Source organism: Luteimonas rhizosphaerae (assembly GCF_002849595.1).
Classification (GTDB): Bacteria; Pseudomonadota; Gammaproteobacteria; order Xanthomonadales; family Xanthomonadaceae; genus Luteimonas; species Luteimonas cellulosilyticus.
The window spans coordinates 1-24,636 of sequence record NZ_NRQR01000005.1; the positions used below are offsets into that span (position 1 = coordinate 1).

Here is a 24,636-nt window from a genome sequence, read left to right on the forward strand (position 1 = left end):
TCGTTTTCGGTTTTCGAGGTGTTCCGAAGTGGGACGCTGGGGCCTTGGGCTGTGAGCGAAATGCGCCCTCACCCCAGCCCCTCGGGGTAGAGGGGTTGGGGGGAGGGCGCTCTCTGCGGCATTCGGTGACGGAAGCCAAGGACGTTCTCCGAGCGCATCCGCCCACAGACCTGCGCAAGCTCGGAAGCACGGCAGGACCGGAGCGCACGGATGCGCAATCAGGCCAAGCAGCAGGTCGCGCGTGCATTGCGACAGGACATGACCGATGCCGAGCGCCTGCTCTGGTATCACTTGCGCAACAGACTGCCGGCCGAGGTGGAATTCCGGCGGCAGGCACCCGTGGGTCCGTTCGTCGTGGATTTCCTCAGCGTCGACGCGCGCCTGGTCATCGAGATCGACGGCAGCCAGCACAGTGCGCAGCTCGACGCGGCCCGAACGCGCTTCCTGGAGCGCCGCGGCCTGCGCGTGTTGCGGGTCTGGAACCACGACGTACTGGTGCGAACGGAGCAGGTGCTGGAGGTGATCCACGCGGCGCTTCAGGACGGGCGCCCTCACCGCAGCCCCTCTACCCCGAGAGCGCCCGGTTCCGCCTGCGGGAGAGCGGCTTCCCAGGCCCCGCTGGATCTCTGACGAGGTGCGCGGCTCACGTCCTTCTCGCGCCTACGGGAGATGGGCTTGAGTGAGGGCGTTTTCCCAGTTTTCGACCGCCGGCGCCAGCGGTGAAGTGGTCGATGGTGGCGGACAGATCGCGCGCGGGCGCTTCCACACGGCACCTTGGTATTGCGGGAGCAGCCCACCGCTGCACCGCGCCCCGTTCTGGAATAATGCAGGCGCACGCCCGGTCGCCTGGCGTCGGATGTGCGCCCCCACCGCATCCTGCAAGGAACCGGCGACGCCGATGACCGATCCCACACGTTCCCTTCGCATCGCGCTCGCGCAGTTCGATTTCCCGGTCGGCGCGGTCGACTCGAACGCCGAGCGCATCGCCGCGATGATCGTCGAGGCGCGCGACGAATACGCCGCCGATATCGTCGTCTTCCCGGAACTGGCCATCAGTGGCTACCCGCCGGAGGACCTGTTGATGCGGCCGGCCTTCCTCATCGATTGTGAGACCGCGCTAATGCAGGTGGCCAAGGACGTGCGCGGCATCGTCGCGATCGTTGGCTGGCCGGAGTCCGCCGGCAGCGTGCTGTACAACTCGGCCAGCGTGCTGCGCGACGGCAAGGTCGAGCGCACCTACCGCAAGCGCGAGCTGCCGAACTACAACGTGTTCGACGAGCGCCGCTATTTCCATGTCGATCCCGACGGCGGCTCGTGCGTCTTCGACGTCAAGGGCGTGCCGGTCGGCCTGGTGATCTGCGAGGACCTGTGGTTTCCCGAGCCGCTGCACGACACCGCCCGGGAAGGCGCCGAGCTCGTCCTCGTGCCCAACGCGTCGCCCTACGAGCGCGGCAAGCACCGCCAGCGCGACGCGCTGCTGGCCGAGCGCACCCGCGAGAACAACGTCGCGCTGGCCTACGTCAACGTCGTCGGCGGGCAGGACGCGCTGGTGTTCGACGGCGCCTCGGTCGTCGCCGATGCCGACGGCACCGTGCACCCGGCCGCGGTCGCATTCGACGACCAGTGGCTGGTGGTCGACTACGACGTCGCGTCGCGCAGGTTCGCACCGCTGGTGTGGGTCGACGACGGCGACGAGAGCATGGACGCGCTGGCATGGCGGGCGGTCGTGCGCGGCGTACGCGACTACTGCCGCAAGAACGGCTTCAGCAAGACCTGGGTCGGCCTGTCGGGCGGTATCGACTCGTCCGTGGTACTGGCGATGGCGGTCGATGCGCTGGGCGCCGACAACGTCACCGCGGTGCGCATGCCTTCGCGCTACACCGCGGACCTCAGCAACGATCTCGCCGCCGTCCAGTGCGAATCCCTCGGGGTGCGCATGCTGACGATCCCGATCGAAGCGCCGTTCCAGGGCTTTCTCGACACGCTGGCCGAGGCCTTCGCGGGCACGGCGTCCGACACCGCCGAAGAGAACCTGCAGTCGCGCACCCGCGGCGCGATCATGATGGCGCTGTCGAACAAGCACGGTGGCCTGCTGCTGACGACCGGCAACAAGAGCGAGTACGCGGTCGGCTACGCGACGATCTACGGCGACATGTGCGGCGGCTACGCGCCGATCAAGGATCTCTACAAGACCGAGGTCTTCGGCCTGGCGAAGTGGCGCAACACCGTCGGCGGCGTGCCGCCGGGCGCCTCGGGCGGCGTGATCCCGCCGGCGGTCATCAGCCGACCGCCGTCGGCGGAACTGCGCGCGAACCAGCTCGACCAGGATTCGCTGCCGCCCTACGACGTGCTCGACGGCATCCTGCGGCGCTTCGTCGACCAGGAGGAATCGCGCGACGAGATCGTCGCGGCCGGATTCGATGCCCAGGTCGTCGACCGCATGCTGCGCCTGGTGCGGGTCAACGAATGGAAGCGCCACCAGGCCGCGCCCGGACCGAAGATCTCGCGGCGCGCGTTCGGTCGCGAACGGCGTTATCCGATCAGCAACCGCTATCCCGGCTGACGCCCCGGGACGCGTGGCGTCGCGGATCCGCGGCGCCCCGCGCCGACGCCGCGTTGGCTCGCCGCCGGCGCGACGGGTGTGCATGGCAGCCGCTTTCGGCATGATGGCCGCCGGTTGCTCACGAGATCAGGTACGACATGGCACGCAAAGCGAAATCTTCCCGGCAGCGCGCGGCCGCGGCTGCCGCCGGTCCACGCGACGGGCAGCCTGCGGCGCGTCGGGCGCCGCGCAGGCGCGGCCCGGCTGCACGCGTGCCCTTCGTGCTCGCGGTGCTCGGCATGCTGGTCACCGGCTATCTGACGCTGCTCGCGGGCACCCGCGGCGAAGCGGCGTTCTGCAGCGCGGGCAGCGGCTGCGACGTGGTCCAGGACAGCGCGTGGTCGCTGTTCCTCGGCGTACCGGTCGCGCTGTGGGGATTCGGCCTCTACGCGGTGCTGGCGTTCACCGCGTGGCGCAGCGGCACTGCGCTCGCGGGCTGGCGGCGGATGTGGCGCCTGTCGCTGCTCGGCGTGGCGGTCAGCGTCTATCTCACCCTGGCCGGCGCGCTGGCCCTGCAGGCGTGGTGCATCTGGTGCGTCGCGTCGCTGCTCATCATCAGTGCGCTGTTCGTGCTGCTGAGCCTGCGCCGGCCGACCAACGCGCCGGGCGTCGCGCGGCGGCCCTGGCACGTCGGCAACGCGCTGCTCGTCGTCGGCGTGGTCGCCGCGTTGCACGTCTCGGCCGCGGGCCTGCTGCAGCGGCCGGAGTCGCCGCGCGTCGTCGCTCTGGTCCAGCATCTCAACGACACCGGCGTGCAGTACTACGGCGCCTCGTGGTGCACCAACTGCCGGCGCCAGCTGCGTCTGTTCGGGCCGTCCGCCGACCGGCTGCCCTACATCGAATGCGCCCCGAACGGCCGCAACGGCGCGACCGCGTTCGAATGCTCCAGTGCCGGCATCAACGCGTATCCGACGTGGGTCATCAACGGCGAGCATTTCAGCGAGGTGCTGGAACCCGAGCGGATCGCCGAGCTCAGCGGGTTCGATTGGGACGCCACGGCGCGGTGAGGCGGACGCGGGTTGCCGATTCGACGCCGGAGAGATTGCGCACGCCGAAGATCCGCGACGCCACTGCGGGATGACGCGTCTCCCGCGCGAGAGTGTCGTTACCGCAACAGCTGTTCGAGACGCCCGGTCTTTTGCAACGAATGGCGGCGTGACGCACGGCGCTTTGAGATCCCCTGCAGGAGTGCGCTCGCGCGCGACCGCGGTGCCAGCGCACCACGGCCGTGTATCGCGGTAAGCCGGGCCGCAGCGAAGTTCCCGGAGGATTCTGGTGCGGGCCTGCGCGGCCCGTCGCGAGCGTGGCGCGCGCAGCGCCGGCTGTCGATTGCCTCTGGCCTATCTCGCCAGCATGGCGCGAGCGAGCACCGCGGCGGCGCTCGCTTCGCGTGTGCCGGGACGTCCTGTCGCGCGCGAGCGTGCTACTGCAAGGAAGTTTTTGCAGGCTGCCGGCGCGCAAGACGTGATCGCCTCCCACGTCGACGTTCTCCACGCACGATGCCGCAAACGAAAACGCCGCCCGGTGGGCGGCGTTTCCAGACGATCCGGGCCTGCGATCAGTCGGTATTGTCGATCGCGGTCCGCTCGGTCGCGAACGGGTTCAGGCGACGGACCATCCAGGGTTCGTTCGGCCAGTCGCCGGCGAGATACGGATGGTCGGGCTCGTTCTGCGCCAGCACCCGGCGGGCGTCGGTCGCGAGGGTCTCGTTGCCGAGCGCGGTATACGCCGAAGCGAGCAGGGCGACGGCGTCGTTCTGGTATTCGCTCTGCGGATACGTCTCCAGCAGGTAGGTCGCGCGCTCGGCGGCGGCGACGTAGGCCTCGCGCCGCAGGTAGTACAGGCCGGTCTCGATCTCGTGGCGCGCGAACATGTTGCGCAGCGCGACCATGCGCTGGCGCGCCTCGGCGGCGTAGCGGCTGTTCGGATAGCGGTCGGTCACGGTGCGGAAGTCGGAGTACGCCTGGTTCGGCGACGCCAGGTCGCGGCGGCTCGCGTCCAGGCTCCATACGCGCTGCAGGAACACCGTGTCGCGGCTGGAATTGGTCAGGCCGCGCAGGTAGTACATGTAGGGGATGTTGGCGTGGGTCGGATAGGTGCGGATGAAGCGGTCGATGCCGGAGATCGCTTCCTCGTTGTTGCCCATCTTGTAGTTGGCGTACGCGGTTTCGATCAGCGCCTGCTCGGTGTACGGACCGTACGGGTACTGGGCGACCAGGCGACGGAACGTGTTCGCAGCGTTGCTCCAGTTGCCCATCCGCATCGAGTCGTGGCCCTTGTCGTAGAGCTCGACGGCGGGCACGCCCTCGTTGGCGTCGTCCTTCGTCGCACCGCGCATGCGCGCACAACCGGAGGTCACCAGGGCGACCAGCAACAGCACGAGCAGGACGCGGCGCGGCAAGGAATGGCGATGGGTCATGGGGGCGGTGGGCGTTCTGGGCACGAAGGGCCGATAATACCAGTCCGGGCCAGCAACCCGCTTCCCACGCCTGAACCCGAGCCGTCCCGAATGACCCATGACCTGCCAGACCTCGCCGACAACCGCGTCGCGACCGTTCCGGACGCCTCCGCCGGGCGTCGTTTCGACGTCGTGCTGGCGGAACTCTTCCCCCAGTTCTCGCGCTCCAAGCTGACGTCCTGGATCAAATCCGGCGAGGTCCTGCTCGACGGGCGCCAGCCGCGTCCGCGCGATGCCGTGGTCGGTGGCGAGACCATCCAGCTCAACGTGGTGCTCGACACCCAGACCAGCGCCGAGCCACAGGACATCCCGCTGTCGGTGCTGTACGAGGACGAGGCGGTGTTCGTCATCGACAAGCCCGCCGGGCTGGTCGTGCATCCCGGCGCCGGCAATCCGGACGGCACCCTGGTCAATGCGCTGCTGTTCCGCGATCCCTCGCTGTCGACCCTGCCGCGCGCGGGCATCGTGCACCGGCTGGACAAGGACACGTCCGGCGTCATGGTCGTGGCCCGCACGCTCGAAGCGCACACCTCGCTGGTCGCGCAGCTGTCGGCGCGCGACGTGCATCGCCAGTACGTCGCGGTGGTGCTCGGCGCGCTGGTGTCCGGCGGTACCGCCGATGCGCCGATCGACCGCCATCCCCGTGACCGCCTGCGCATGACCGTGCGCGAGGATGGCCGCGACGCGGTCACCCATTACCGCCTGCGCGAGCGCTTCCGTGCGCACACCGCGCTGGAGTGCCGGCTCGAGACCGGCCGCACGCACCAGATCCGCGTGCACATGATGCATCTGCGGCATCCGATCCTCGGCGATCCGATGTACGGCGGTGCGCTGAAGCTGCCCAAGGGCGCATCGGACGAACTGATCGCGACGCTGCGTGGCTTCAAGCGCCAGGCGCTGCACGCCGAGACGCTCGAGTTCCGCCATCCGGTCACCGGTGAGCCGGTCCGCTGCACCGCCCCGCTGCCCGCCGACATGCAGGCGCTGCTCGGCACGCTGCGTCGCGACAGCGCCGAGCACGCGGACCACGCGCGCCGGTGAGCGCGCTGCTGCACGCCGACTGGCCCGCGCCGCCGGGCGTGCATGCGCTGACGACCCTGCGACACGGCGCCGGCGTGTCGCCGCCGCCGTTCGATCGTTTCAACTTCGGCAATACCGGTCCCGATGGCGATGCACCGGCGAACGTCGTGGCCAACCGGGCGGCGCTGGTCGAGATCGCCGCGCTGCCGGCGCCGGCGCACTGGCTCCGCCAGGTGCACGGCACCGGCGTACAGCGGTTCGCGGCGCCGGCACGGCCCGACGCCGTGCCGGTCGAAGCCGACGCGTCCGTGACCTCGGTGCCCGGCGTCGTGCTGGCGATCCTCACCGCGGACTGCCTGCCGGTCGTCTTCGCCGCGCGCGACGGGAGCGAGATCGCCGCCGCCCATGCAGGTTGGCGCGGCCTGGCCGCGGGCGTTCTGGAGCGCACGGTCGCGGGGATGACGGCGTCGAGCGATGCCCTGATCGCCTGGTTCGGTCCCGCGGCGGGGGCGCAGGCCTACGAGATCGGGCGCGAGGTCTTCGACGCGTGCACGGCCGACGATCCCGATGCCGTCGCGGCCTTCGCACCAACGCGGCCCGGCCATTGGCGGGTGGATCTCTACGCGCTGGCGCGACGCCGCCTGGCGGCGGCGGGCATGGACCCGACGGCGATCCACGGCGGCGAGCGCTGCACGATCCGCGAGCCCGAGGCGTTCTTCTCCCATCGTCGCGACGCGAGGACCGGCCGGCTCGCGACGCTGGCATGGATCGAGCGCTAGCCGGTACCGGTCAGCGCAACACCACCAGGATGGTCGCGGTCAGCGTCAGCACCTGGGCGATGCCGACCACCACGTCGCGCGGCAGATGCGCCACGCCGGGCCGCGCGGTTTCGAGGATCACGGCCGCCTCGTGGCCGGGGGCATCGCGCGCGGCGAGGCGCCACATCCAGAACGTGGTGAACAGGGCGGTGGCGGCGAACAGCACGCCGCCGACGATGCTGAAGTGGATGCCCAGACCGACGGTCTCGTAGAGCACGAACAGCAGCGCGCTCAGCCCGTGGCCGCAGGCCAGGCCGCGCAAAGCGGCCGAGGCGCCGAGGCGCGGCACCCACAGGCCCATCAGGAAGGTCGCGACCAGCGGCGAGGCCACGAACGCGAACACCTGCTGCAGATAGGCCCAGAGGCCGGAGAAGTGCTGGATCATCGGCGCCCACGCCGCGGCGAGCAGGGCGATGCAGACCGTGGCGACGCGCCCGGTCCAGGCCAGCTGTTGCGGCGTCCAGTGCGGGCGCGCGGGTTGCACGAAGTCGAGCGTCAGCAGCGTCGCCGAGGAATTGAGGGTCGAGGAGATCGTCGACATCAGCGCGGCGATCAGACCCGCGACGATCAGGCCGGCGAGGCCGATCGGCGCGAACGTGGTCACCATCGCCGGGAACGCCTGGTCGGGATGCGCCAGGTCCGGGAGCAGCACGGTCGCCATCGCGCCGGGAATCGTCATCAGGAAGATCGGCAGCAGCTTCAGCATGGCCGCGATCACCGCGCCGCGACTCGCGGCGTCGATGTCGCGCGCCGCCAGCACGCGCTGGATCACGTACTGGTTCATGGTCCAGTAGTAGAAACCGACGATCGGCACGCCGGTGATCAGGCCCAGCCACGGCAGGCCGGGATCGTCGAGCGGGCGGATCAGCGACAACTTGGCCGGATCGACCTGGGCGACGACATTGCCCCAGCTGTAGTCGAACTTGCCGAAGACGATGACCGTCAGCATCGCCGCGCCGGCGAGCAGCACGGCGGCCTGCAGCAGATCGGTGTAGACCGCGGCGCGCAGGCCGCCGCAGGCGGTGTAGAGCGCGGTGAACAGCGCGATGCCAAGGCACACCGACCACATTTCGAGGTCCGGCACGAAGGTCGTGACGATCAGGCCGCCGGCATAGAGCGTGCCCGCCGTGTCGAGCACCAGCGACAGGAACAGCGTGACGATCGACAGGTACTTGCGCATCCGCGAATCGAAGCGGCGCCCCATCAGTTCGGGCATCGTCGACACGCGCGTGCGCAGCAGCACGGGCAGCACGAAGATCGCGGTGAAGACCAGCACCAGGCCGGCCATCCATTCGTAGTTCGCCGCCGAAATGCCGGTGCTGTAGGCCGCGCCGGGCAGTCCGATCAGCGTATCGGACGAGATGTTGGACGCGAACAGCGACACGCCGATCGCGATCGGGCCGAGCGAGCGGCCGGCCAGGAACAGCTCGTCCGAACTCGCGCGGCGCCGGGTCGCGGAGAAGCCGATGATGGCCGTCAGCACGAAATACGCCGCGATGACGGCGTAATCGATCGTCGTGAGTTGCCCCATTGCCCCGCAGTGCGTGTTCCGGACGAAGCGCTACACGGAAACACAGGCATGCACGGCGATGCAAACGCGCGGCGCGGCGGCGGCGCTGCGATCGCCCGCTCGCGGCGCGCGCGTCCCGCACGGGAACGACGCTGCGGCTGCGATCCCGCCGCGCCGCATGCGCTCGTGTCCTGCAACGCCGGCGGCCGCATCGTTGTCGTGCGGTGCCGGCGTGCGCGCCGGATCAGAAGCGGTAACGCACCCGCGTGTAGTAGTACGCGCCGCTGCTGCCGATGCCCGACAGCACGTCGTAGGGCAGGTTGCCGTAGTAGTAGATGTCCTCGTTCGACAGGTCGGCGTATTCGTCGGTCAGGTTCAGTCCGCCGATCGCGAGCGACCACGCGGTACCCAGCTGCACTTCGGCTTCGGCGTCGAGCTGCCACTTCGCGCCATAGACCTGCTCGGGCTCGAAACCGCCGCCGAAGTTGAAGACACGCCTGGTGCTGCCGTGGCGGGTCACGCGGGCCAGCAGGTTCCAGCGGTCGTCGTTCCAGTTGCCGGTGAACGCGGAGCGCGTGCGCGGCGCAGCGTCGGTCAGGGTGTTGCTCTCCTCGACGCCGAACAGCACCGCGTCCGGCACCACCGCCGACAGCGCGGCCGGCGTCGCGACGACGCGCGTGATCTCGGTGTCGGCGTAGCTCCAGGTGCCGGTGAGCCGCAGCTCGCCGCCTGCCAGCGGATGGCGCCAGTTGGCGACGGCCTCGGCGCCGCGCGTGCGCGTGTCGGCGGCGTTGGTGAAGAAGCTGACGCTCTGCACGCCCGGCACGCCGAATTCGGCGTCGATGAAGTCGGTCAGCGCATCGCTGGTGATCGCTTCCGACAGCGCGACGCGGTCGTCGATGTCGATCTGGAACAGGTCCAGCGAGAAATCGAAGTTTTCGCCGACGCGGCTGGTGAAACCGAGGCTGGCGTTGATCGACTGTTCGGGCGTGAGGTCGGTCGCGCCGAGCGCGAGGGCGATCGGATTGTTGACCGACAGCAGGCGGCTCTGGATCAGCTGGCCGGCGGCGTTGTAGCCGGTGCCGGTGGATTCAAAGCCGATCTGGCCGAGCGACGGCGCGCGGAAATTCTTCGACAGCGCGCCGCGCAGCGCGAACGCCGGCACGAATTCGTAGCGCGCGGCGAGCTTGCCGGTGACTTCGCCGCCGAAGTCGTCGTAGTGCTCGTAGCGCACCGCGGCGTCGGTGCTGAGCTTCTCGCCGAAGCTGCTCGACACGCTGGCGTAGACGCTGGCGACATCGCGGTCGAGGTCGGCTTCGTCCTGCGGCGTCAGGCCACCGCCGGCCTGCGAACCGGTCGGGCGATCGGTGAACGGACCGGCCGCGTAGCTCGCCGGATCACCGGCGCCGGTCTCGTAGTGCTCGACGCGGAATTCCACGCCTGTGGCGAAGGTGTGCAGGTTGTCGCCACGCGCGAACAGGCGGCTGACGTCGACGTTGGCCAGCGTCTGGTCGAATGCGTAGTCGCCGGTCTTGAAGCGCGTCGGGCTGGACGGGCCGAGCGAGGCATTGATCGAATCGCGCAGGCGATAGGTGAATGCGTTGCGGCCGTGGTTGAGGCTCGCGTCGATATCCCAGTCGCCCCACTGCGTGCGCACACCGGCGACGCCGGCGACATCGAGGTTCTCGCCGATCGACACCGGACGGAACCCGTTCGGATACACCTCCAGCCAGTTCGCTTCCCCATCGGGATAGCGGAAGTAGTTCGCGCCTTCGGTGTCGCGCTGGTTGTACGTGCCCTGCCCCTGCAGTTCGAGATTGCGCGGGGTCTGGTCCCACGGCGGAATCCGGTCGAAGCCGGCGCGGTTGGTCGGCGACAGCGCCTTGTATTCCAGGCCGACGCGCAGGAAACCGTCGTCGCCGAGCGCGGTGCCGACCTTGGCTGCGAGCGACGCGCTCTGGCCGTCGGTGAGGGTGCGATCGATCGGCTCGAGTGTCGTGTGGTGCGCGCCGTAGCTCGCCTCGATCGCGCCGCCGTCGCCTTCGCTGTCGAGGATGATGTTGATGACGCCTGCCACCGCATCGGCGCCGTACTGCGCGCCCGCGCCGTCGCGCAGCACTTCGATGCGCTGGATCGCGCTGAGCGGGATCGCGTTGAAGTCGACCGGCGTCGTGCCGCGGCCGACCTTCGAGCCCGTGGTCACCAGCGACGACACGTGCCGGCGCTTGCCGTTGACCAGCACCAGCACCTGGTCCGGCGACAGGCCGCGCAGCTGCGCGGCACGGATGTGATCGGCGCCGCCGGAGTTCGACTGGCGCGGGAGATTGAACGAGGGCAGCAGCGCCTGCAGCGCACTGCCGAGTTCGCCGTTGACCGCGCCGGCCTTGCGCAGGTCGTCCTGGCTCAGCACGTCGATCGGCGACGTCGATTCGAGCACCGTGCGGTCGGTCGCGCGGGTCCCGGTGACGATCACCGCATCGAGACGGGTGGCGCCGTCGTCCGGCGCGGACTGCGCGAAGGCGGGCGCCCCCAGGGCGAGGGCGATGGCCGCGGCGAGCGGCGCGGTCGAATGGCGGAGTGCGGGCGGCATGGGGGTTCCTGTGCGGACGGAGAGTCGTCGCACGGCATCGGACTCCGCCGGCGGAACCGGGGGGAGGTGCGTGCGGAGTCCGATGCCGGCGACGCCCGGCCGCGCGGGCCGGCCGGCATTAGTCGCAGAACGTGATCGATGCGTCCATCCGCATAAAGCGATACAGTGTTGCGGCAGCGCAACAATTTCCGGCCCTGCGGCTCCCTACGATGGCGGGCCGATGTACTCCAGGAAGTCCCGATGGCCCTTCGTGTCGCCGATGTCCGCCTCCTGCCGCCGTTGCTGGCGACGCTGTGCCTGGCCGCGTGCGCGGGCACTCCGGTGGCGGGGGTGACGCCGACCGCGCCGGCCGCCACCGCCGCCTATCACGGCGATGCCGGACGCCCGGCCGAGGGCAAGGGCTGGGTGCGGACCGAGCTGTATTTCGCGACCGGCCAGTGGGACGCCTCGCCCGAAGACGCCGCCGCCGCCGAGCGACGCTGGCTCGACTTCCTCGACCGCGAGGTCACGCCGCGGTTTCCGGACGGCCTGAGCGTGCTCGATGTCTACGGCCAGTGGCTGCCGCCGGGCGCCACGGTGCCGTCACGGCTGCGCTCCAAGGAACTGGTGGTGCATCATCCCGATACGCCCGCGCAGGCCGCGGCGATCGAGGCGATCCGCGTCGCCTGGAAGCAGGAAACCGGGCATCTGTCGGTGCTGCGCTCGCAGTTGCACGCCGACGTGTCGTTCTGAACCAGCGCTCTTTCCCTTCTCCAGCCGTCGAGGGCCCGGCTGGATGCGGTCGAAGTCACCGCGCAGCGCCGGGTCGAGAACATCCAGGACGTGCCGGTGTCGATCACGGCGCTCGATGCCGAGAAGCTCGGCGTGCTCGGCAGCGGCGGCACCGACATCCGCTTCCTGTCGGCGCGCGTGCCCAGCCTCAACATCGAATCGAGCTACGGCCGCGCGTTCCCGCGGTTCTACATCCGCGGCCTCGGCAATACCGATTTCGATCTCAACGCCTCGCAGCCGGTGTCGCTGATCTATGACGACGTGGTGCTGGAGAACCCGCTGCTGAAGGGCTTCCCGGTGTTCGACATCGCCCGTGTCGAAGTGCTGCGCGGCCCGCAGGGCACGCTGTTCGGCCGCAATACGCCGGCGGGCGTGGTGAAGTTCGATTCGGTGCGCCCGAGCCAGGACTTCGAGGGCTACGGCCGGCTGGCCTACGGCAGCGACAACATGTGGAACTTCGAGGGCGCGGTCGGCGGCGCGCTCAGCGAACGCTGGTCGGCGCGCGTGTCGGCGCTGTACCAGCGTCGCGACGACTGGGTGCGCAACACCCTGGCCGATGCGCCCAACGACGGCTTCGAGGGCTACGACGAATCCGCCGCGCGCGTGCAGTTCCTCTACGAGGGCGACGCATTCGAAGGCCTGTTCAACCTGCACCGGCGCGACCTCAACGGCACCGCACGCCTGTTCCGCGCCAACATCGTCGAGCCGGGCAGCAACCGCTTCACGCCCGGGTTCGATCGCGACGCGGTGTCGCTCGACGGCGTCAACTTCTCCGACCTCGAAACCTGGGGCGGCAGCGCCCGCCTGCGCTGGGATTTCGGCGATCTCAGCCTGTACTCGATCACCGGCTACGAGACGCTGGAATCGTTGAACCGCGGCGACATCGACGGCGGCTACGGCGCGGTATTCCTGCCCGATTCCGGGCCGGGCCTGATCCCGTTCGCGTCCGAATCCGCCGACGGTATTCCCGAGCACAAGCAGATCACCCAGGAGCTGCGCCTGGAGTCGAACCTCGACGGCCCCTTCAACTGGCAGGCCGGCGCGTTCTGGTTCAAGGAAGACCTGACCGTCGACAGCCTCAACTACGACTCCCTCGCGCCCGGCAATCCGCAGACCGGCCACGCCGTGCAGCAGCAGCGCAACACCGCGTGGGCGGTGTTCGCCTCGGGCGAATACGACGTCGGTGATAGGCTCACGCTGCGCGGCGGCCTGCGCTACACCCAGGACGAGAAGGACTTCAGCGCCAGCGTGCTGCAGGCGGTGCCGTTCGGCACGCCGGTCGGCGGCCCGTTCTTCGAGACCACCGACGTCAACGACGTCAGCTGGGACGCGAGCGCGGTGTACGCGGTCAGCGACGACGTCAACGTCTACGGTCGCGTCGCCAAGGGCTTCCGCGCGCCGTCGATCCAGGGGCGCCTCGCCTTCGGCGGCATCTCGGTCGCGGATTCGGAAGAAGTGATTTCCTATGAGATCGGCGTCAAGGCCGACCTGTGGGACCGTCGCGCGCGCGTCGGCTTCAACGTGTTCCGCTACGACGTCGACGGCCAGCAGCTGATCGCCGTGGGCGGCGCGACCAACCAGGCGATCCTGCTCAATGCCGACGAATCCTTCGGCCAGGGCGCCGAGCTCGACCTGCAGGCCTGGGTCACGGATTCGCTGCTGGTGACGGTCGGTTCGAGCTACAACGACACCGAGATCCGCGATCCGAACCTCGCCGTCGCGATCTGCGGCGGCGGCTGCACGGTCACCGATCCGACGACGGTCATCAACGGCCAGACCTTCGCCCTGGTCGACGGCAATTCGCTGCCGCAGGCGCCGAAGTGGATCCACAACCTCACCGCGCGCTGGGGCGTGCCGGTCGGCGACGACGCCGAGTTCTACGTCTACACCGACTGGGCGTACCGCGGCCAGGTCAATTTCTTCCTGTACGAATCGCCTGAATTCCGCGGGCGCGCGTCGACCGAAGGCGGCCTGCGCATCGGCACCAACTGGAACCAGGGCAACTACGACCTCGCCGTGTTCGGCCGCAACATCACCGATTCCACGCGCATCGTCGGCGGCATCGACTTCAACAACCTGACCGGCTTCATCAACGAGCCGCGGACCTGGGGCGTGGAGTTCACCGCGAAGTTCTGAGGGGCATGCGCCGGTCGGCGTGATGGGGTCGCGGGAATGAGGCCGCGTCCTCCGCGCGGCGGCGCCCGCGGTCGCGGGGCCTTCGACACCAGGCCGTTCCGTTCCGGCGTAGACCGGAGGCAGGCGTCGACGGCACGGAGTGCCGGTCGTGCCGCGATGTCCGCACGCTCCCGCGGCGTGCCGTCGCATCGCGCTATCAGGGGCACCGGCGTCCGGCCTTGGCCGGCGTGACGGGCCAGGGTTCAACACGGTTCCAAGGATTCCGATGGCTTCGTCCCCGCAGCAGACCGTCAACGCCTCGCCCCGCTGGTTCGTCGCCGGCGACCTCAACGGCTTCTTCGGCCTCGTCGTCGACAACCTGTCGATTCTCGGCTTCATCGCCGCGGCGTTGATCGGCATCTTCGGTGTGCCGGCCGACATCGTCTTCGGGCGGATGTTCCCGGGCACCGCGTTCGGCGTGCTGCTCGGCAACCTCGCGTATACGGCGATGGCGCGGCGCCTGGCGCAGCGCACCGGCCGCGACGACGTCACCGCGATGCCGCTCGGCCTCGACGCGCCGACCAGCATCGGCATGGCGCTGCTGGTGCTGGGACCCGCGTTCGCGGGGTTCCGCCAGCAGGGCCTGGATCCGCAGGCGGCGGGCCTGGCGGTGTGGCAGCTGGGCATGGCCTCGCTGGTGGTCATGGGCCTGCTGAAGCTGGTGCTGTCCTTCGCCGGCGACTGGATCACGCGCGTGGTGCCGCGCGCGGCGCTGCTCGGCTCGATCGGCGGCGCGGCGCTGCTGCTGCTCGGCTTCCTGCCGCTGATCGAAACGCTGCGCTCGCCGGTCGTCGGCCTGGTGACGCTGGGCCTGCTGCTGTACGTGCTGGTCGCACGTGGCCGCGTGCCGTTCGGCCTGCCGGGCGTGCTGTTCGCGCTGCTGGTCGGCATCGCGCTGTATTACGGCCTCGGCCTGTCGGGCGCGCTGACCGGCTTCGCACTGCCGGTCGCCACGTGGCCGGCCCCGGCGTTCCCGTGGCCGACGCTGGGCTTCATCGACGGCCTGCCGGCCACGCTGCCGTACCTGTCGCTGCTGCTGCCGTTCGGCCTGTTGATGGTCGTGGGCGGCATCAACGTCAGCGAAAGCGCGCGCGCCGCGGGCGACGACTACCGCACGCGCGACGTGCTGCTGGTCGAGGCGGCATCGACGCTGGTGGCCGGCGTCTGCGGCGGCGTCGCCCAGACCACGCCCTATATCGGCCAGCCCGCGTACAAGCACATGGGCGCGCGCAGCGGTTACACGCTGCTGACGGGGGTGTTCATCGGCATCGGCGGCATGCTCGGCCTGGTCTCGGGGCTGGTGCAGTGGCTGCCGGTCGCGGTGCTGGCGCCGATCATCGTCTTCGTCGGTATCGACATCGCCGTACAGGCCTTCCACAGCACGAAGCGCGAGCATGCGATCGCGGTGGCGCTGGCGTTCCTGCCGGCGATCGCCTATCTGCTCAACATCAAGTTCGGCAATCCGGCGTGGATCGATCCGGCGCGTTTCGCGGCGCTCTACGCGCAGGTCGACGGCCGCGGCCTGCCGGAACTCGCGGCGATCGTCGTGCTCGGCAACGGCTTCATCATCACCGCGATGCTGTGGTCGACGGCGCTGGTCGCGCTGGTCGACCAGCAGCCGCGCAAGGCGGTGGCGACGCTGGTCATCGCCGCGGTGCTGACCCTGTTCGGCGTCATCCATTCGGTGCATCCGACCGGTGCGTTGCTCGTGCCCTGGCAGCTCGACGGATTGCGGCAGGCGATCGCGTTCCAGTTCGCCGGCGCCTACGCCGTGCTCGCGCTGGTGCTGGGCCTGCTGTCGCTGCAGCGCGACGCCTTCGGCGGACCGCCGTCGCACACGCCCGGATGACGAAGCGCTATGCTGCGCGCCGCTCCAGCGCGCTGCCGAAGTCCCGATGACGCCGACCCTGTTCCAGACCCTGCTGGGCGCCCCGTTCTTCCGGCTGCCCGATGCCGTGCGCGCCCTGCATTCGACCCGTGGCGAGGCCCGCTACGCCGGCCGCGTCACCGTCGTGCGCGGCACCGGCCTGCTGTCGCGGCTGTGCGGCCGGGTCGCCGGCCTGCCGCGTGCGATGGCGGACGCGCCGATCACTGTCGACATCGTCAGCGGCGCGACCGGCGAGGTCTGGTTGCGGACGTTCGGCACGCAGAAGATGCGCTCGCGCCTGCGCCATCACGACGGCGAGCTGCGCGAGCGCCTCGGGCCACTGCAGTTGCGCTTCGTGCTGCACACCTGGGACGGGCAGATCTTCTGGAACGTGGTCGGCGCGCGGCTGCTGGGCGTCGTGCCGCTGCCGAACGCGCTGTTCGCGCGGGTGCGCTGCCGCGAGCGCGAACACGACGAACGCTACGAGTTCCAGGTCGAGGCCGCGTTGCCGCTGATCGGTCCGCTGGTCCGCTACGAAGGCTGGCTGCGGCCCGGGTGATCTCCGCCGCGAGGCGGCGCATGCGCACGCATCACGCGGTCGGTCCGGCGGCGCCTGCGATAATCGCCGGCCCCCACATCTGCTGGAGTCTCCGATGACTGCATTGACCCGCGCCGAACTCGCTTCGGTCCCCGGGGTCGCCGCGCGCGACGCCGCGACCCGCGATTTCGTCTTCAACCACACGATGCTGCGGGTCAAGGATCCGACCGCGTCGCTGGACTTCTACACCCGCGTGCTCGGCTTCACCCTGGTGCGCAAGGTCGATTTCGAGCAGGCGAAGTTCTCGCTGCTGTTCCTCGTGCTGGTCGACGACGATGCCGTCATCCCGGACGACGATGCGACGCGCAAGGCGTGGCTGGCGCGCCAGCGCGGCGTGCTGGAGCTGACCCACAACCACGGCACCGAAACCGAGTCCGGCCCGGTCTATCACGACGGCAACAGCGATCCGCGCGGCTTCGGCCATCTGTGTGTCAGCGTGCCGGACGTGCAGGCCGCCTGCGCCCGGTTCGAAGCACTGGGCGTGCCGTTCCAGAAGCGCCTCAGCGAAGGCACGATGAAGTCGATCGCCTTCATCAAGGATCCGGACGGCTACTGGGTCGAGATCATCCAGCCCACGCCGTTGTGACGTCTACGGCCGGCGGCGAACGCCTGCGTCCCTCTCCCGCTCGCGGGAGAGGGGAGGCCCGCCTGCGGAGCAGATGATGGGGTGAGGGCGTCGCGCGCGGCCGCCTCAGGCGCCAGAAGTGATGCCTTCCGGGTTGTTCGCGAGGGAACGCGCGCCGGTGCGTGCCGCCCGGCTGTTCTTCAGTCCGCCTCGCGCCGCGGCACCGCACCCAGCTGGTCGAGGAAGTCGCGCCGCCAGGCATGGATGTCGTAGTCACGCAGCCGCGTGATCATCGACTGCCAGCGTTCGCGGCGCTCTTCGACCGGCATCTTCACCGCGGCCGCGATCGCATCGGCGACGCCGTCCCGGTCGAAGGGATTGATCAGCAGGGCCCCGTCGAGTTCGCGCGCCGCGCCGGCGAAGATCGACAGCACCAGCGCGCCCGGATCGTCGGGATCCTGCGCGGCCACGTATTCCTTGGCGACGAGGTTCATGCCGTCGCGCAACGGCGTCACCAGGCCGATGCGCGCCAGCCGGTAGAGCCCGGTCAGCGTCGCGTGCGGATACGTGCGGTTGACGTAGCGCACCGGGGTCCAGTCGGGATGCGCGTGGCCGCCGTTGATGTGGCCGGCGAACTGTTCGAGTTCGCGGCGCAACGCGCGGTAGCTGGCGACGCCGCCGCGCGACACCGGCGCGATCTGCAGGTAGGTCACCTTGTCCTGCAGGTCGGTGTGTTTTTCGAGAAAGCGCTCGAATCCGCGGAACCGCTCGGGCAGGCCTTTCGAGTAGTCCAGGCGGTCGACGCCGATCGCCAGCATGCGACCGTTGAGGCTCGCCTGCATGCGCTTGATCGACGGGATGCGCACCGCGCTCTGCGCCAGCGATTCCATCGATGCGGCATCGATACCGATCGGGAACGCCTCGGCGCGGACCTGGCGTCCGTCGTGGCTGCGCACTTCGCCGCGGCCCTTGACCTGGCCCCCGCCGAACAGGCGCATGTAGTCCTGGAACCGCTCGAGGTCGCGCTCGGTCTGGAAGCCGACGAGATCGTAGGCCGCCAGCGCGCCGAAGGTCTTCTCGTGGTTCGGCAGGCCGGCGACGATGTCCGCTGACGGAAACGGCACGTGCAGGAAGAAGCCGATGCGGGCGCGGACGCCGCGCTTGCGCAGCTCCTGCGCCAGCGGCAGCAGGTGGTAGTCGTGGACCCAGACGATGTCGTCGTCGCGCAGCCGCTTCGCCAGCTTCTCGGCGAACAGCGTGTTGACCCCGCGGTAGGCCGCCTGCGTGCCGGCGTTGTAGTCGACGAGGTCCAGGCGGAAGTGCAGCAGCGGCCACAGCGTGCGGTTGGAGAAGCCGTTGTAATAGCCCTCGTAGTCCTCGCGCGACAGGTCGACGGTGACGTAGTCGATGCCGTCGTGGTGCTGCTCGTGCACTTCGCCCGAGTGCGCGCGCGCGACCTTGCCGCTCCAGCCGAACCACAGGCCGCCGCTGTCGCGCAGCGCCGCATCGAGCGCGACCGCGAGGCCACCGTTCTGGTTCGAACCCGGCAGCGCGACCCGGTTCGAGACGACGACGAGCCGGCTCATCCGGCGTCCTGCCACGGACGCGACAGCCGCATCGCCGCCATGATCAGGCCGACGTGCGAATACGTCTGCGGGAAATTGCCCCAGGGCTCGCCGTCCTCGAAGGCGAGGTCTTCCGACAGCAGGCCCAGGTGGTTGCGGCGCGAGAGCAAGGTCTCGAACAGCTGGCGCGCTTCGTCGCCGCGGCCGATCGACGCCAGCGCGTCGATGTACCAGAACGTGCAGATCGTGAAGCTGGTCTCGGGCGTGCCGAAGTCATCCGGCGTGACGTAGCGGAACAGGCCGTCGCCATGCCGCAGCGCCTTGCCGATCGCCTCGACGGTGCCGACGAAGCGCGGGTCGTCCGGCGCCACGAAGCCGAGGTCGGCGAGCAGCAGCAGCGACGCATCGAGGCGGTCGCCGCCGAAGGCATCGGCGAAGGTGCCGAGTTCGTCGTTCCAGGCCTCGTCCATGATCCGCGCACGGATCGCGGTCGCGCGGTCGCGCCAGTAGGACGCGCGCGCCTCGAGGTCCAGTTGGGTGGCGATCTTGCCGAGCCGGTCGCAGGCCGCCCAGCACATCACGGCCGAATAGGTGTGCACGTGCGCCTTGCCGCGGAATTCCCACAGGCCCGCATCGGGCTGGTCGTGGAGCTTCCAGGCGAGTTCGCCCAGCGGTTCGAGCTTGGCGAATGTCGCGCGGTCGCCACGGTGCTCCAGGCGCCGGTCGAAGAACAGCTGCGTGGACGCGAGCACGACGCTGCCGTAGGTGTCGTGCTGGCGCTGCACCCAGGCGAGGTTGCCGCGACGCACCGGGCCCATGCCGCGATAGCCGTCGAGGGCGGGCATCGTTTCCTCGGTCAGTTCGTGCTCGAAGCCGATGCCGTACAGCGGCTGCATGTCGCCGTCGTCGCTGACCGTCAGGTTGAAGATGTAGCGGATGTATTCCTCCATCGTGCGCGTCGCGCCGAGGCGGTTGAGCGCGCGCACGACGAACGCGGAATCGCGCATCCAGCAGTAGCGGTAATCCCAGTTGCGCTCGGTGTCGGCGGCTTCCGGGATCGATGTCGTCATCGCGGCGATGATGCCGCCGCTCTCCTCGTACTGGCACAGCTTCAGCGTGATCGCGCTGCGGATCACCGCCTCCTGGAAGTCCAGCGGGATCGACAGGTAGCGCACCCATTCGCGCCAGTAACCCGTGGTCTGGTGCAGCGCCTCGCGGACGAAGGTGTCGATCGGCTGGGTCAGGGTTTCATCGGGGCCGAGGATGAAATGCAGGTCGCGATCCAGCACGAACGACAGGCCTTCGCGCAGTGCGCGCACCGGCATGTCGGTGGTCGTGGTTGCTGCCCCAGGTGGTCTCGGGCGCGCGTGCGCCCCAGTCGGCCAACGGGCGCAGCAGTACGCGGATGCGCGGGCTGCCCGACAGCAGCCGCACGCGGCGGGCCAGCATCACCGGCCGGTAGAAGCGGCCGTGCTGGCGCCAGCGCGGCGCGAAGTCGGTGATCTCGATCGCGCCGCCGTGGCGGTCGTGCAGCACGGTGCGCAGGATCGCGGTGTTCTCGAGGTAGTGCTGCTCGCTGCGGTCGAGGTCGTCGAGTTCGATCGCCCAGTCGCCGTGGCCTTGCTTCGGCGACAGCAGGGCGCAGAACGCGGGATCGCCGTCGAATGCCGGCAGGCAGGACCAAACCAGACGCGCCTGGGCATCGAACAGCGCACCGAAACTGCCGTTGCCGACGAGGCCGAGGTTCAGGCTGGGGGCGAGCGGCTGGGACATGCGGATCAGTCTCCTTGGGAAGTGGCGAGCCAGCGGCGCACCGCGGCGGGATCTCGCAGGCCGAAGCGGGCGGCGCTGCCGCCGCGGTCGCCGACGAGGATGCTCAGGCCGCCGTGGGCGTGGACGGCGGCGAAGCCGTGCTCGTCGGTGAGGTCGTCGCCGGCGAACACGGGCAGGCGACCCGCGAACGGGGCCTCGTCGAGGAAGGCGAGGATTGCCGTGCCCTTGTCGGCGTGGTGTGGACGCAGTTCGACGACGTGGTCGCCGGGCTGCAGCTGGTAACCCGGCAACTGCGGCAACGCCTGTTCGGCGAAAGCGCGCAGCGCGGTCTCGGCTGCGGGCGCGCTGCGCCAGTGCAGGCCCAGCGCCGCGCCCTTGTCCTCGACGACCGCGCCCGGGTAGCCGGCCGCCAGCCGCACGGCCTGCTCGCGCAGCGTGCCGAGCGCCGCCGGCGCGGCAGCGTCGTCGACCCGGCCACGCCGGCCGCGACGTTCGACGCCGTGCAGGCCGGCCGCGAGGAAGCGCTCCGGTGCGAACAAGGTGTCGAGCGTCGCGATGCCGCGACCGCTGACCAGCGCCAGGGCACCATCGAGGCGGTCGCGCTGGGCGCACAGCGTGGCGAGCAGGCCGTCGGGCACGACGACGGCATCGGGGCGGGCGGCGAATTCCAGCAGGCAGCCGTCGACGTCGAGGAACAGGGCCCAGTCGTCGGCCGGCGGGGGCGGCGCGGGGCGCGGCGACAGCGGCGGCGTGGCGGAAGATGCGTCGTGGGAATGGTGCATTGCAACGTATCCTGTCGACGGCCGACGTAAATCGACGTGAATCCGATCCCATGTCCAATGCCCTGCACACGCCACCTGCCGGACATGCCGTCATCGTCTTCGATGGCGTCTGCGTGCTGTGCAACGGCTGGGTGCGCTTCCTGCTGCGTCACGACGGCCGGCAGCAGTACCGCTTCGCCGCGATGCAGGACGCGCCCGGGCGCGCGCTGCTGGTCGCGCACGGGCTCGATCCGGACGATCCGGTCTCGTTCCTGATGGTGGACGGCGATGCGGCCTGGCACGACAGCGACGGCGTCATCGAGGTGCTGCGCCGGCTCGGTGGCCTCTGGCGCCTGGCCGTCGTGCTGCGCGTGCTGCCGCGTGGCCTGCGCGATGCGGGCTATCGCCTGCTCGCGCGCAGCCGCTATCGCCTGTTCGGACGCCGCGCGAGCTGCATGCTGCCGCCGCCTGCGGCGCGCGACCGGTTTCTCTGACGTCGCACGCCGGCACGCGCGTGCCGGTCGCATGCCGGGGGCGTTCGCATCCCGACGCGCCGACGGGACCCGCACCACGGCAGTGCGGTTTCGGTCGTCGTGTGTCCGGTTTGCAGGGGGCAGGATCGCCCGGCAGCCGTGCCCCTGACGCAGGCCGATCAGGCCGCGATCGCCGGCCCCGATGTCGCATCGCGGACCCGGGCGCCTTTTGGGAGAATGACGCTCCAACCGTCGCCACCGCGAGACTGCCTTGACCCTTCCCGCCCCGACCGACGCCCACGCCGAGCGCGATACCGAGCGCGTCAAACTGGCGCTGGCCGCCGGGGCGATCGTCGGCACGTGGTTCTGGGATGTGGCGCAGGACCGCGTGACGGTCGACGAAGCGCTCGCCCACGCGTTCGGCCTCGATCCCGCCGCGCCCCGGGACGGCTTGCCGCTGGACCGGATCCTGGCATCCGTCCACCCGGACGATGCGCCCGGCCTGACGGCGGCGATCGCCGACGCGGTCCAGCGCGGCGGTCGCTACGCGCACCAGTACCGCACCCGCGACGCCGACGGCCGCTATCGCTGGATCGAAGCGATCGGCCGCGTCGACCTGGACGCGCAGGGACATGCGGTCGACTTCGCCGGCGTGCTGATCGATGTCGACGACCGGCGACGGATCGAAGCGGAGCGCGACCAGGCGCAGACCCTGCTGCAGTCATTCGTGGATGCGGCGCCGGGCGTGGTCTACGCCAAGGACCGGCAGGGCCGGTTCCTGATCGGCAATCGCGGCACCAGCGAGCTGATCGGCCGGCCGCCGGAGGCCTACATCGGACGCACCGACGCCGACGTGCTCGGCGATGCCGCGCAGGCCGCCGCGGTGATGGCGACCGACGAACGCGTCATGGCCAGCGACCGGTCGGAGCAGGTCGAGGAGGCAGTGGATTTCCCCGACGGACGGCGCGCCTGGTGGCTGTCGACCAAGGCGCCGCTGCGCGATGCCGCGGGCACGGTCGTCGGCGTCGTCGGCACCTCGCTCGACATCACCGACCGCAAGGCGGCCGAAGCGCGGCATCTGGAGATCGAGGAGCGCTACAGGCTCGCGGCGAGCGCCACCAACGACGCGATCTGGGACTGGCGCATCGCCGACGGCCACGTCGTCTGGAACGAGGCGCTGGGCACGCTGTTCGGTCACGGCGAGACCGAGACCGATGCGGACTGGTGGCTCCAGCACATCCATCCCGACGACCGCGGCCGGATCGACGCCCGGATCCACGCGGTCATCGAGGGCGCGGGTTCGGTGTGGACCGGCGAATACCGCTTCCGTCGCGCCGACGGCAGTTACGCATCGGTGCTCGACCGCGGCACGGTGCTGCGCGACGCCGCCGGCGCACCGATCCGCATGATCGGCGCGATGCTCGACCTGTCGGCCAGCAAGGCCGCCGAGGCGGCGCTGGCGCAGAGCGAGGAGCGCCTGCGTCTGGCGACCGATGCCGGCGACATGGGCTTCTGGGACGTCGATCTGGTGCACGACGCGCTGATCTGGCCGCCGCGCACCAAGGCGATGTTCGGCATCTCGCCCGATGTCGAGGTGACGCTGCGTGATTTCTACGAGGGCCTGCACCCCGAGGATCGCGACGCCACCAGCGCCGCGTTCGCGGCGGCCGCCGATCCCATGCGCCGCGCGCTCTACGACGTGGAATACCGGACCATCGGCCGGGAAGACGGCGTGGTGCGCTGGGTCGCGGCCAAGGGCCGCGGCCTGTTCGAGGGCGACCGCTGCCTGCGCGTCGTCGGCGTGGTCGTCGACGTGACCGCGCGCAAGGCCGCCGATGCGCGGCTGCAGGAACTCAACGAGCAGCTGGAAAGCCGCGTGCTGGCCGAAGTCGCGGAGCGCACGCGGGTCGAGGACGCGCTGCGGCAGAGCCAGAAGATGGAAGCGGTGGGCCAGCTGACCGGCGGGATCGCCCACGACTTCAACAACATGCTGGCGGCGGTGATCGGCCCGCTGGACCTGCTGGCCTCGCGCCTCGGCGACAGCGCCGATCCGCGCACCCGGCGCTACATCGACACGGCGATCGACGGCGCCAGCCGGGCCGCCCAGCTCACCCAGCGCCTGCTCGCATTCTCGCGGCAGCAGCCGCTGCAGCCGGTCGCCGTGGATGCGAACCGGCTTGTCGCCGGCATGTCCGACCTGCTAGTGCATTCGCTCGGCGCCAGCGTGCGCCTGGACACGACGCTCGACCCGGCGCTGTGGTGCACGCACGTCGACGCCAACCAACTGGAAAACGTGATCCTCAACCTGGCGGTCAATGCGCGCGACGCGATGCCGGGCGGCGGCCGGCTGACCATCGCGACCGCCAACCGCGCGATCGGTCCGGAGGCTGTCGCGGCGGCGGGCGTGCCGGCCGGGGAGTACGTGCGGATCACGGTGTCCGATACCGGCTGCGGCATGTCGGCGGACGTCATGGCGCGGGCCTTCGATCCGTTTTTCACCACCAAGACCGTCGGCAAGGGCACCGGGCTCGGCCTGTCGCAGGTCTACGGGTTCGTCCGCCAGTCCACCGGCCACGTGCGGCTGCAGTCGGTGGAAGGGCAGGGCACGACGGTGCAGCTCTACCTGCCACGACTCGCCGCCGGCCTCGAGGTGCCTGCGCCAACGGAGGCCGCAGCGGCGCCACCGGTCCGCGGCGCGCAGCAGCTGGTGCTCGTCGTCGATGACGATCCGGCGGTGCGCCAGTTCTCCGGCGACGCGTTGGCCGAGCTCGGCTACCGGGTGCTGTCGGCCGATGGCGCGGCGACCGCCCTGCCGCTGCTGGACGCGCATCCGGAGACCGCGCTGCTGTTCACCGATGTCGTGATGCCCGACGTCAACGGCCGCCAGCTCGCCGACGAAGCACTGAAACGGCGCCCGGCACTGAAGGTGCTGTTCGCGACCGGCAACAGCCGCAATGCCCTGGTCCGCGACGGCGTGCTCGATCCCAGCGTCCAGCTGATTGGCAAGCCGTTCACCGTCGACGAACTGGCAGCGCGGGTCGGCGCGGTGCTGGCCGAGCCGCGCTGATCGCGCTACCGGGTGGCGTGCGG

At 70.2% G+C, this 24,636-nt stretch carries 17 protein-coding genes and 1 pseudogene; 12 read left to right on the plus strand and 6 right to left on the minus strand.

Annotated elements, in window-relative coordinates:
- The first annotated feature begins 210 nt into the window (after positions 1 to 210).
- The 3 genes from CJ022_RS02335 (at position 211) to CJ022_RS02345 (ending at position 3,609) form a co-directional block, all read left to right on the plus strand.
- Positions 211 to 630, plus strand: a complete 420-nt coding sequence (locus tag CJ022_RS02335; protein WP_101925099.1) for an endonuclease domain-containing protein — start codon at positions 211 to 213, stop codon at positions 628 to 630.
- Between the two features lie 268 nt (positions 631 to 898).
- A complete protein-coding gene (locus CJ022_RS02340; protein WP_101925100.1) occupies positions 899 to 2,563 on the plus strand; it encodes an NAD+ synthase in 1,665 nt (554 codons plus the stop codon).
- Between the two features lie 251 nt (positions 2,564 to 2,814).
- On the plus strand, positions 2,815 to 3,609 hold the full coding sequence (locus CJ022_RS02345) for a vitamin K epoxide reductase family protein (RefSeq protein WP_199171413.1): 795 nt from the start codon (positions 2,815 to 2,817) through the stop codon (positions 3,607 to 3,609).
- Between the two features lie 551 nt (positions 3,610 to 4,160).
- Here the strand turns inward: CJ022_RS02345 and CJ022_RS02350 are convergent.
- Entirely contained in the window at positions 4,161 to 5,021 is an 861-nt protein-coding gene (locus CJ022_RS02350; protein ID WP_101925102.1) for an outer membrane protein assembly factor BamD, read from the minus strand.
- A gap of 90 nt (positions 5,022 to 5,111) precedes the next feature.
- Here CJ022_RS02350 and rluD point away from each other — a divergent pair, with 90 nt between their 5' ends.
- The gene (gene rluD / locus CJ022_RS02355) at positions 5,112 to 6,101 is read left to right on the plus strand and encodes a 23S rRNA pseudouridine(1911/1915/1917) synthase RluD (protein WP_101925103.1); all 990 of its coding nucleotides are present in this window, start codon (positions 5,112 to 5,114) and stop codon (positions 6,099 to 6,101) included.
- Positions 6,098 to 6,859 carry a peptidoglycan editing factor PgeF gene (pgeF, locus tag CJ022_RS02360; RefSeq protein WP_101925104.1) on the plus strand — a complete coding sequence of 254 codons (762 nt, stop codon included), beginning with the start codon at positions 6,098 to 6,100 and terminating at the stop codon, positions 6,857 to 6,859. The genes rluD and pgeF overlap by 4 nt, the downstream gene beginning before the upstream one ends.
- A gap of 10 nt (positions 6,860 to 6,869) precedes the next feature.
- Here the strand turns inward: pgeF and CJ022_RS02365 are convergent, their stop codons facing one another.
- Together CJ022_RS02365 and CJ022_RS02370 are read right to left on the minus strand one after the other, a co-directional pair.
- On the minus strand, positions 6,870 to 8,429 hold the full coding sequence (locus tag CJ022_RS02365) for a sodium:solute symporter family transporter (RefSeq protein ID WP_101925105.1): 1,560 nt from the start codon (positions 8,427 to 8,429) through the stop codon (positions 6,870 to 6,872).
- A gap of 223 nt (positions 8,430 to 8,652) precedes the next feature.
- Positions 8,653 to 10,998, minus strand: a complete 2,346-nt coding sequence (locus tag CJ022_RS02370; protein WP_101925106.1) for a TonB-dependent receptor plug domain-containing protein — start codon at positions 10,996 to 10,998, stop codon at positions 8,653 to 8,655.
- Between the two features lie 240 nt (positions 10,999 to 11,238).
- Between CJ022_RS02370 and CJ022_RS02375 the strand changes: the two genes are divergently transcribed.
- The 5 genes from CJ022_RS02375 (at position 11,239) to gloA (ending at position 16,995) form a co-directional block, all read left to right on the plus strand.
- Positions 11,239 to 11,730 (plus strand): DUF3574 domain-containing protein, encoded by a 492-nt coding sequence (locus CJ022_RS02375; protein WP_101925107.1) that lies wholly within the window; start codon positions 11,239 to 11,241, stop codon positions 11,728 to 11,730.
- A 39-nt stretch (positions 11,731 to 11,769) separates the two neighbouring features.
- Positions 11,770 to 13,905: a TonB-dependent receptor gene (locus tag CJ022_RS02380; protein ID WP_101925108.1), complete on the plus strand. Its 2,136-nt coding sequence runs from the start codon at positions 11,770 to 11,772 to the stop codon at positions 13,903 to 13,905.
- A gap of 265 nt (positions 13,906 to 14,170) precedes the next feature.
- Positions 14,171 to 15,793 carry a SulP family inorganic anion transporter gene (locus CJ022_RS02385; RefSeq protein WP_101925109.1) on the plus strand — a complete coding sequence of 541 codons (1,623 nt, stop codon included), beginning with the start codon at positions 14,171 to 14,173 and terminating at the stop codon, positions 15,791 to 15,793.
- Positions 15,794 to 15,839: 46 nt separating this feature from the next.
- Positions 15,840 to 16,370, plus strand: a complete 531-nt coding sequence (locus tag CJ022_RS02390; protein WP_101925110.1) for a DUF4166 domain-containing protein — start codon at positions 15,840 to 15,842, stop codon at positions 16,368 to 16,370.
- Between the two features lie 94 nt (positions 16,371 to 16,464).
- Positions 16,465 to 16,995, plus strand: a complete 531-nt coding sequence (gloA, locus tag CJ022_RS02395; RefSeq protein WP_101925111.1) for a lactoylglutathione lyase — start codon at positions 16,465 to 16,467, stop codon at positions 16,993 to 16,995.
- A 179-nt stretch (positions 16,996 to 17,174) separates the two neighbouring features.
- Here gloA and otsA read toward each other — a convergent pair whose 3' ends face one another.
- The 3 genes and pseudogenes from otsA to otsB form a co-directional block, all read right to left on the minus strand.
- Positions 17,175 to 18,560 carry an alpha,alpha-trehalose-phosphate synthase (UDP-forming) gene (otsA, locus tag CJ022_RS02400; protein WP_101925112.1) on the minus strand — a complete coding sequence of 462 codons (1,386 nt, stop codon included), beginning with the start codon at positions 18,558 to 18,560 and terminating at the stop codon, positions 17,175 to 17,177.
- Positions 18,557 to 20,312 (minus strand): annotated as a pseudogene (locus tag CJ022_RS02405) (glycoside hydrolase family 15 protein). The gene otsA and the pseudogene CJ022_RS02405 overlap by 4 nt, the downstream one beginning before the upstream one ends.
- Before the next feature lie 5 nt (positions 20,313 to 20,317).
- The gene (gene otsB, locus CJ022_RS02410) at positions 20,318 to 21,094 is read right to left on the minus strand and encodes a trehalose-phosphatase (RefSeq protein ID WP_101925113.1); all 777 of its coding nucleotides are present in this window, start codon (positions 21,092 to 21,094) and stop codon (positions 20,318 to 20,320) included.
- Positions 21,095 to 21,144: 50 nt separating this feature from the next.
- Between otsB and CJ022_RS02415 the strand changes: the two genes are divergently transcribed.
- Together CJ022_RS02415 and CJ022_RS02420 are read left to right on the plus strand one after the other, a co-directional pair.
- Positions 21,145 to 21,567: a thiol-disulfide oxidoreductase DCC family protein gene (locus CJ022_RS02415; RefSeq protein ID WP_199171414.1), complete on the plus strand. Its 423-nt coding sequence runs from the start codon at positions 21,145 to 21,147 to the stop codon at positions 21,565 to 21,567.
- A 250-nt stretch (positions 21,568 to 21,817) separates the two neighbouring features.
- Complete coding sequence (locus CJ022_RS02420; protein ID WP_233198566.1) at positions 21,818 to 24,613, plus strand: PAS domain-containing protein; 2,796 nt, start codon at positions 21,818 to 21,820, stop codon at positions 24,611 to 24,613.
- Positions 24,614 to 24,636 lie beyond the last annotated feature (23 nt).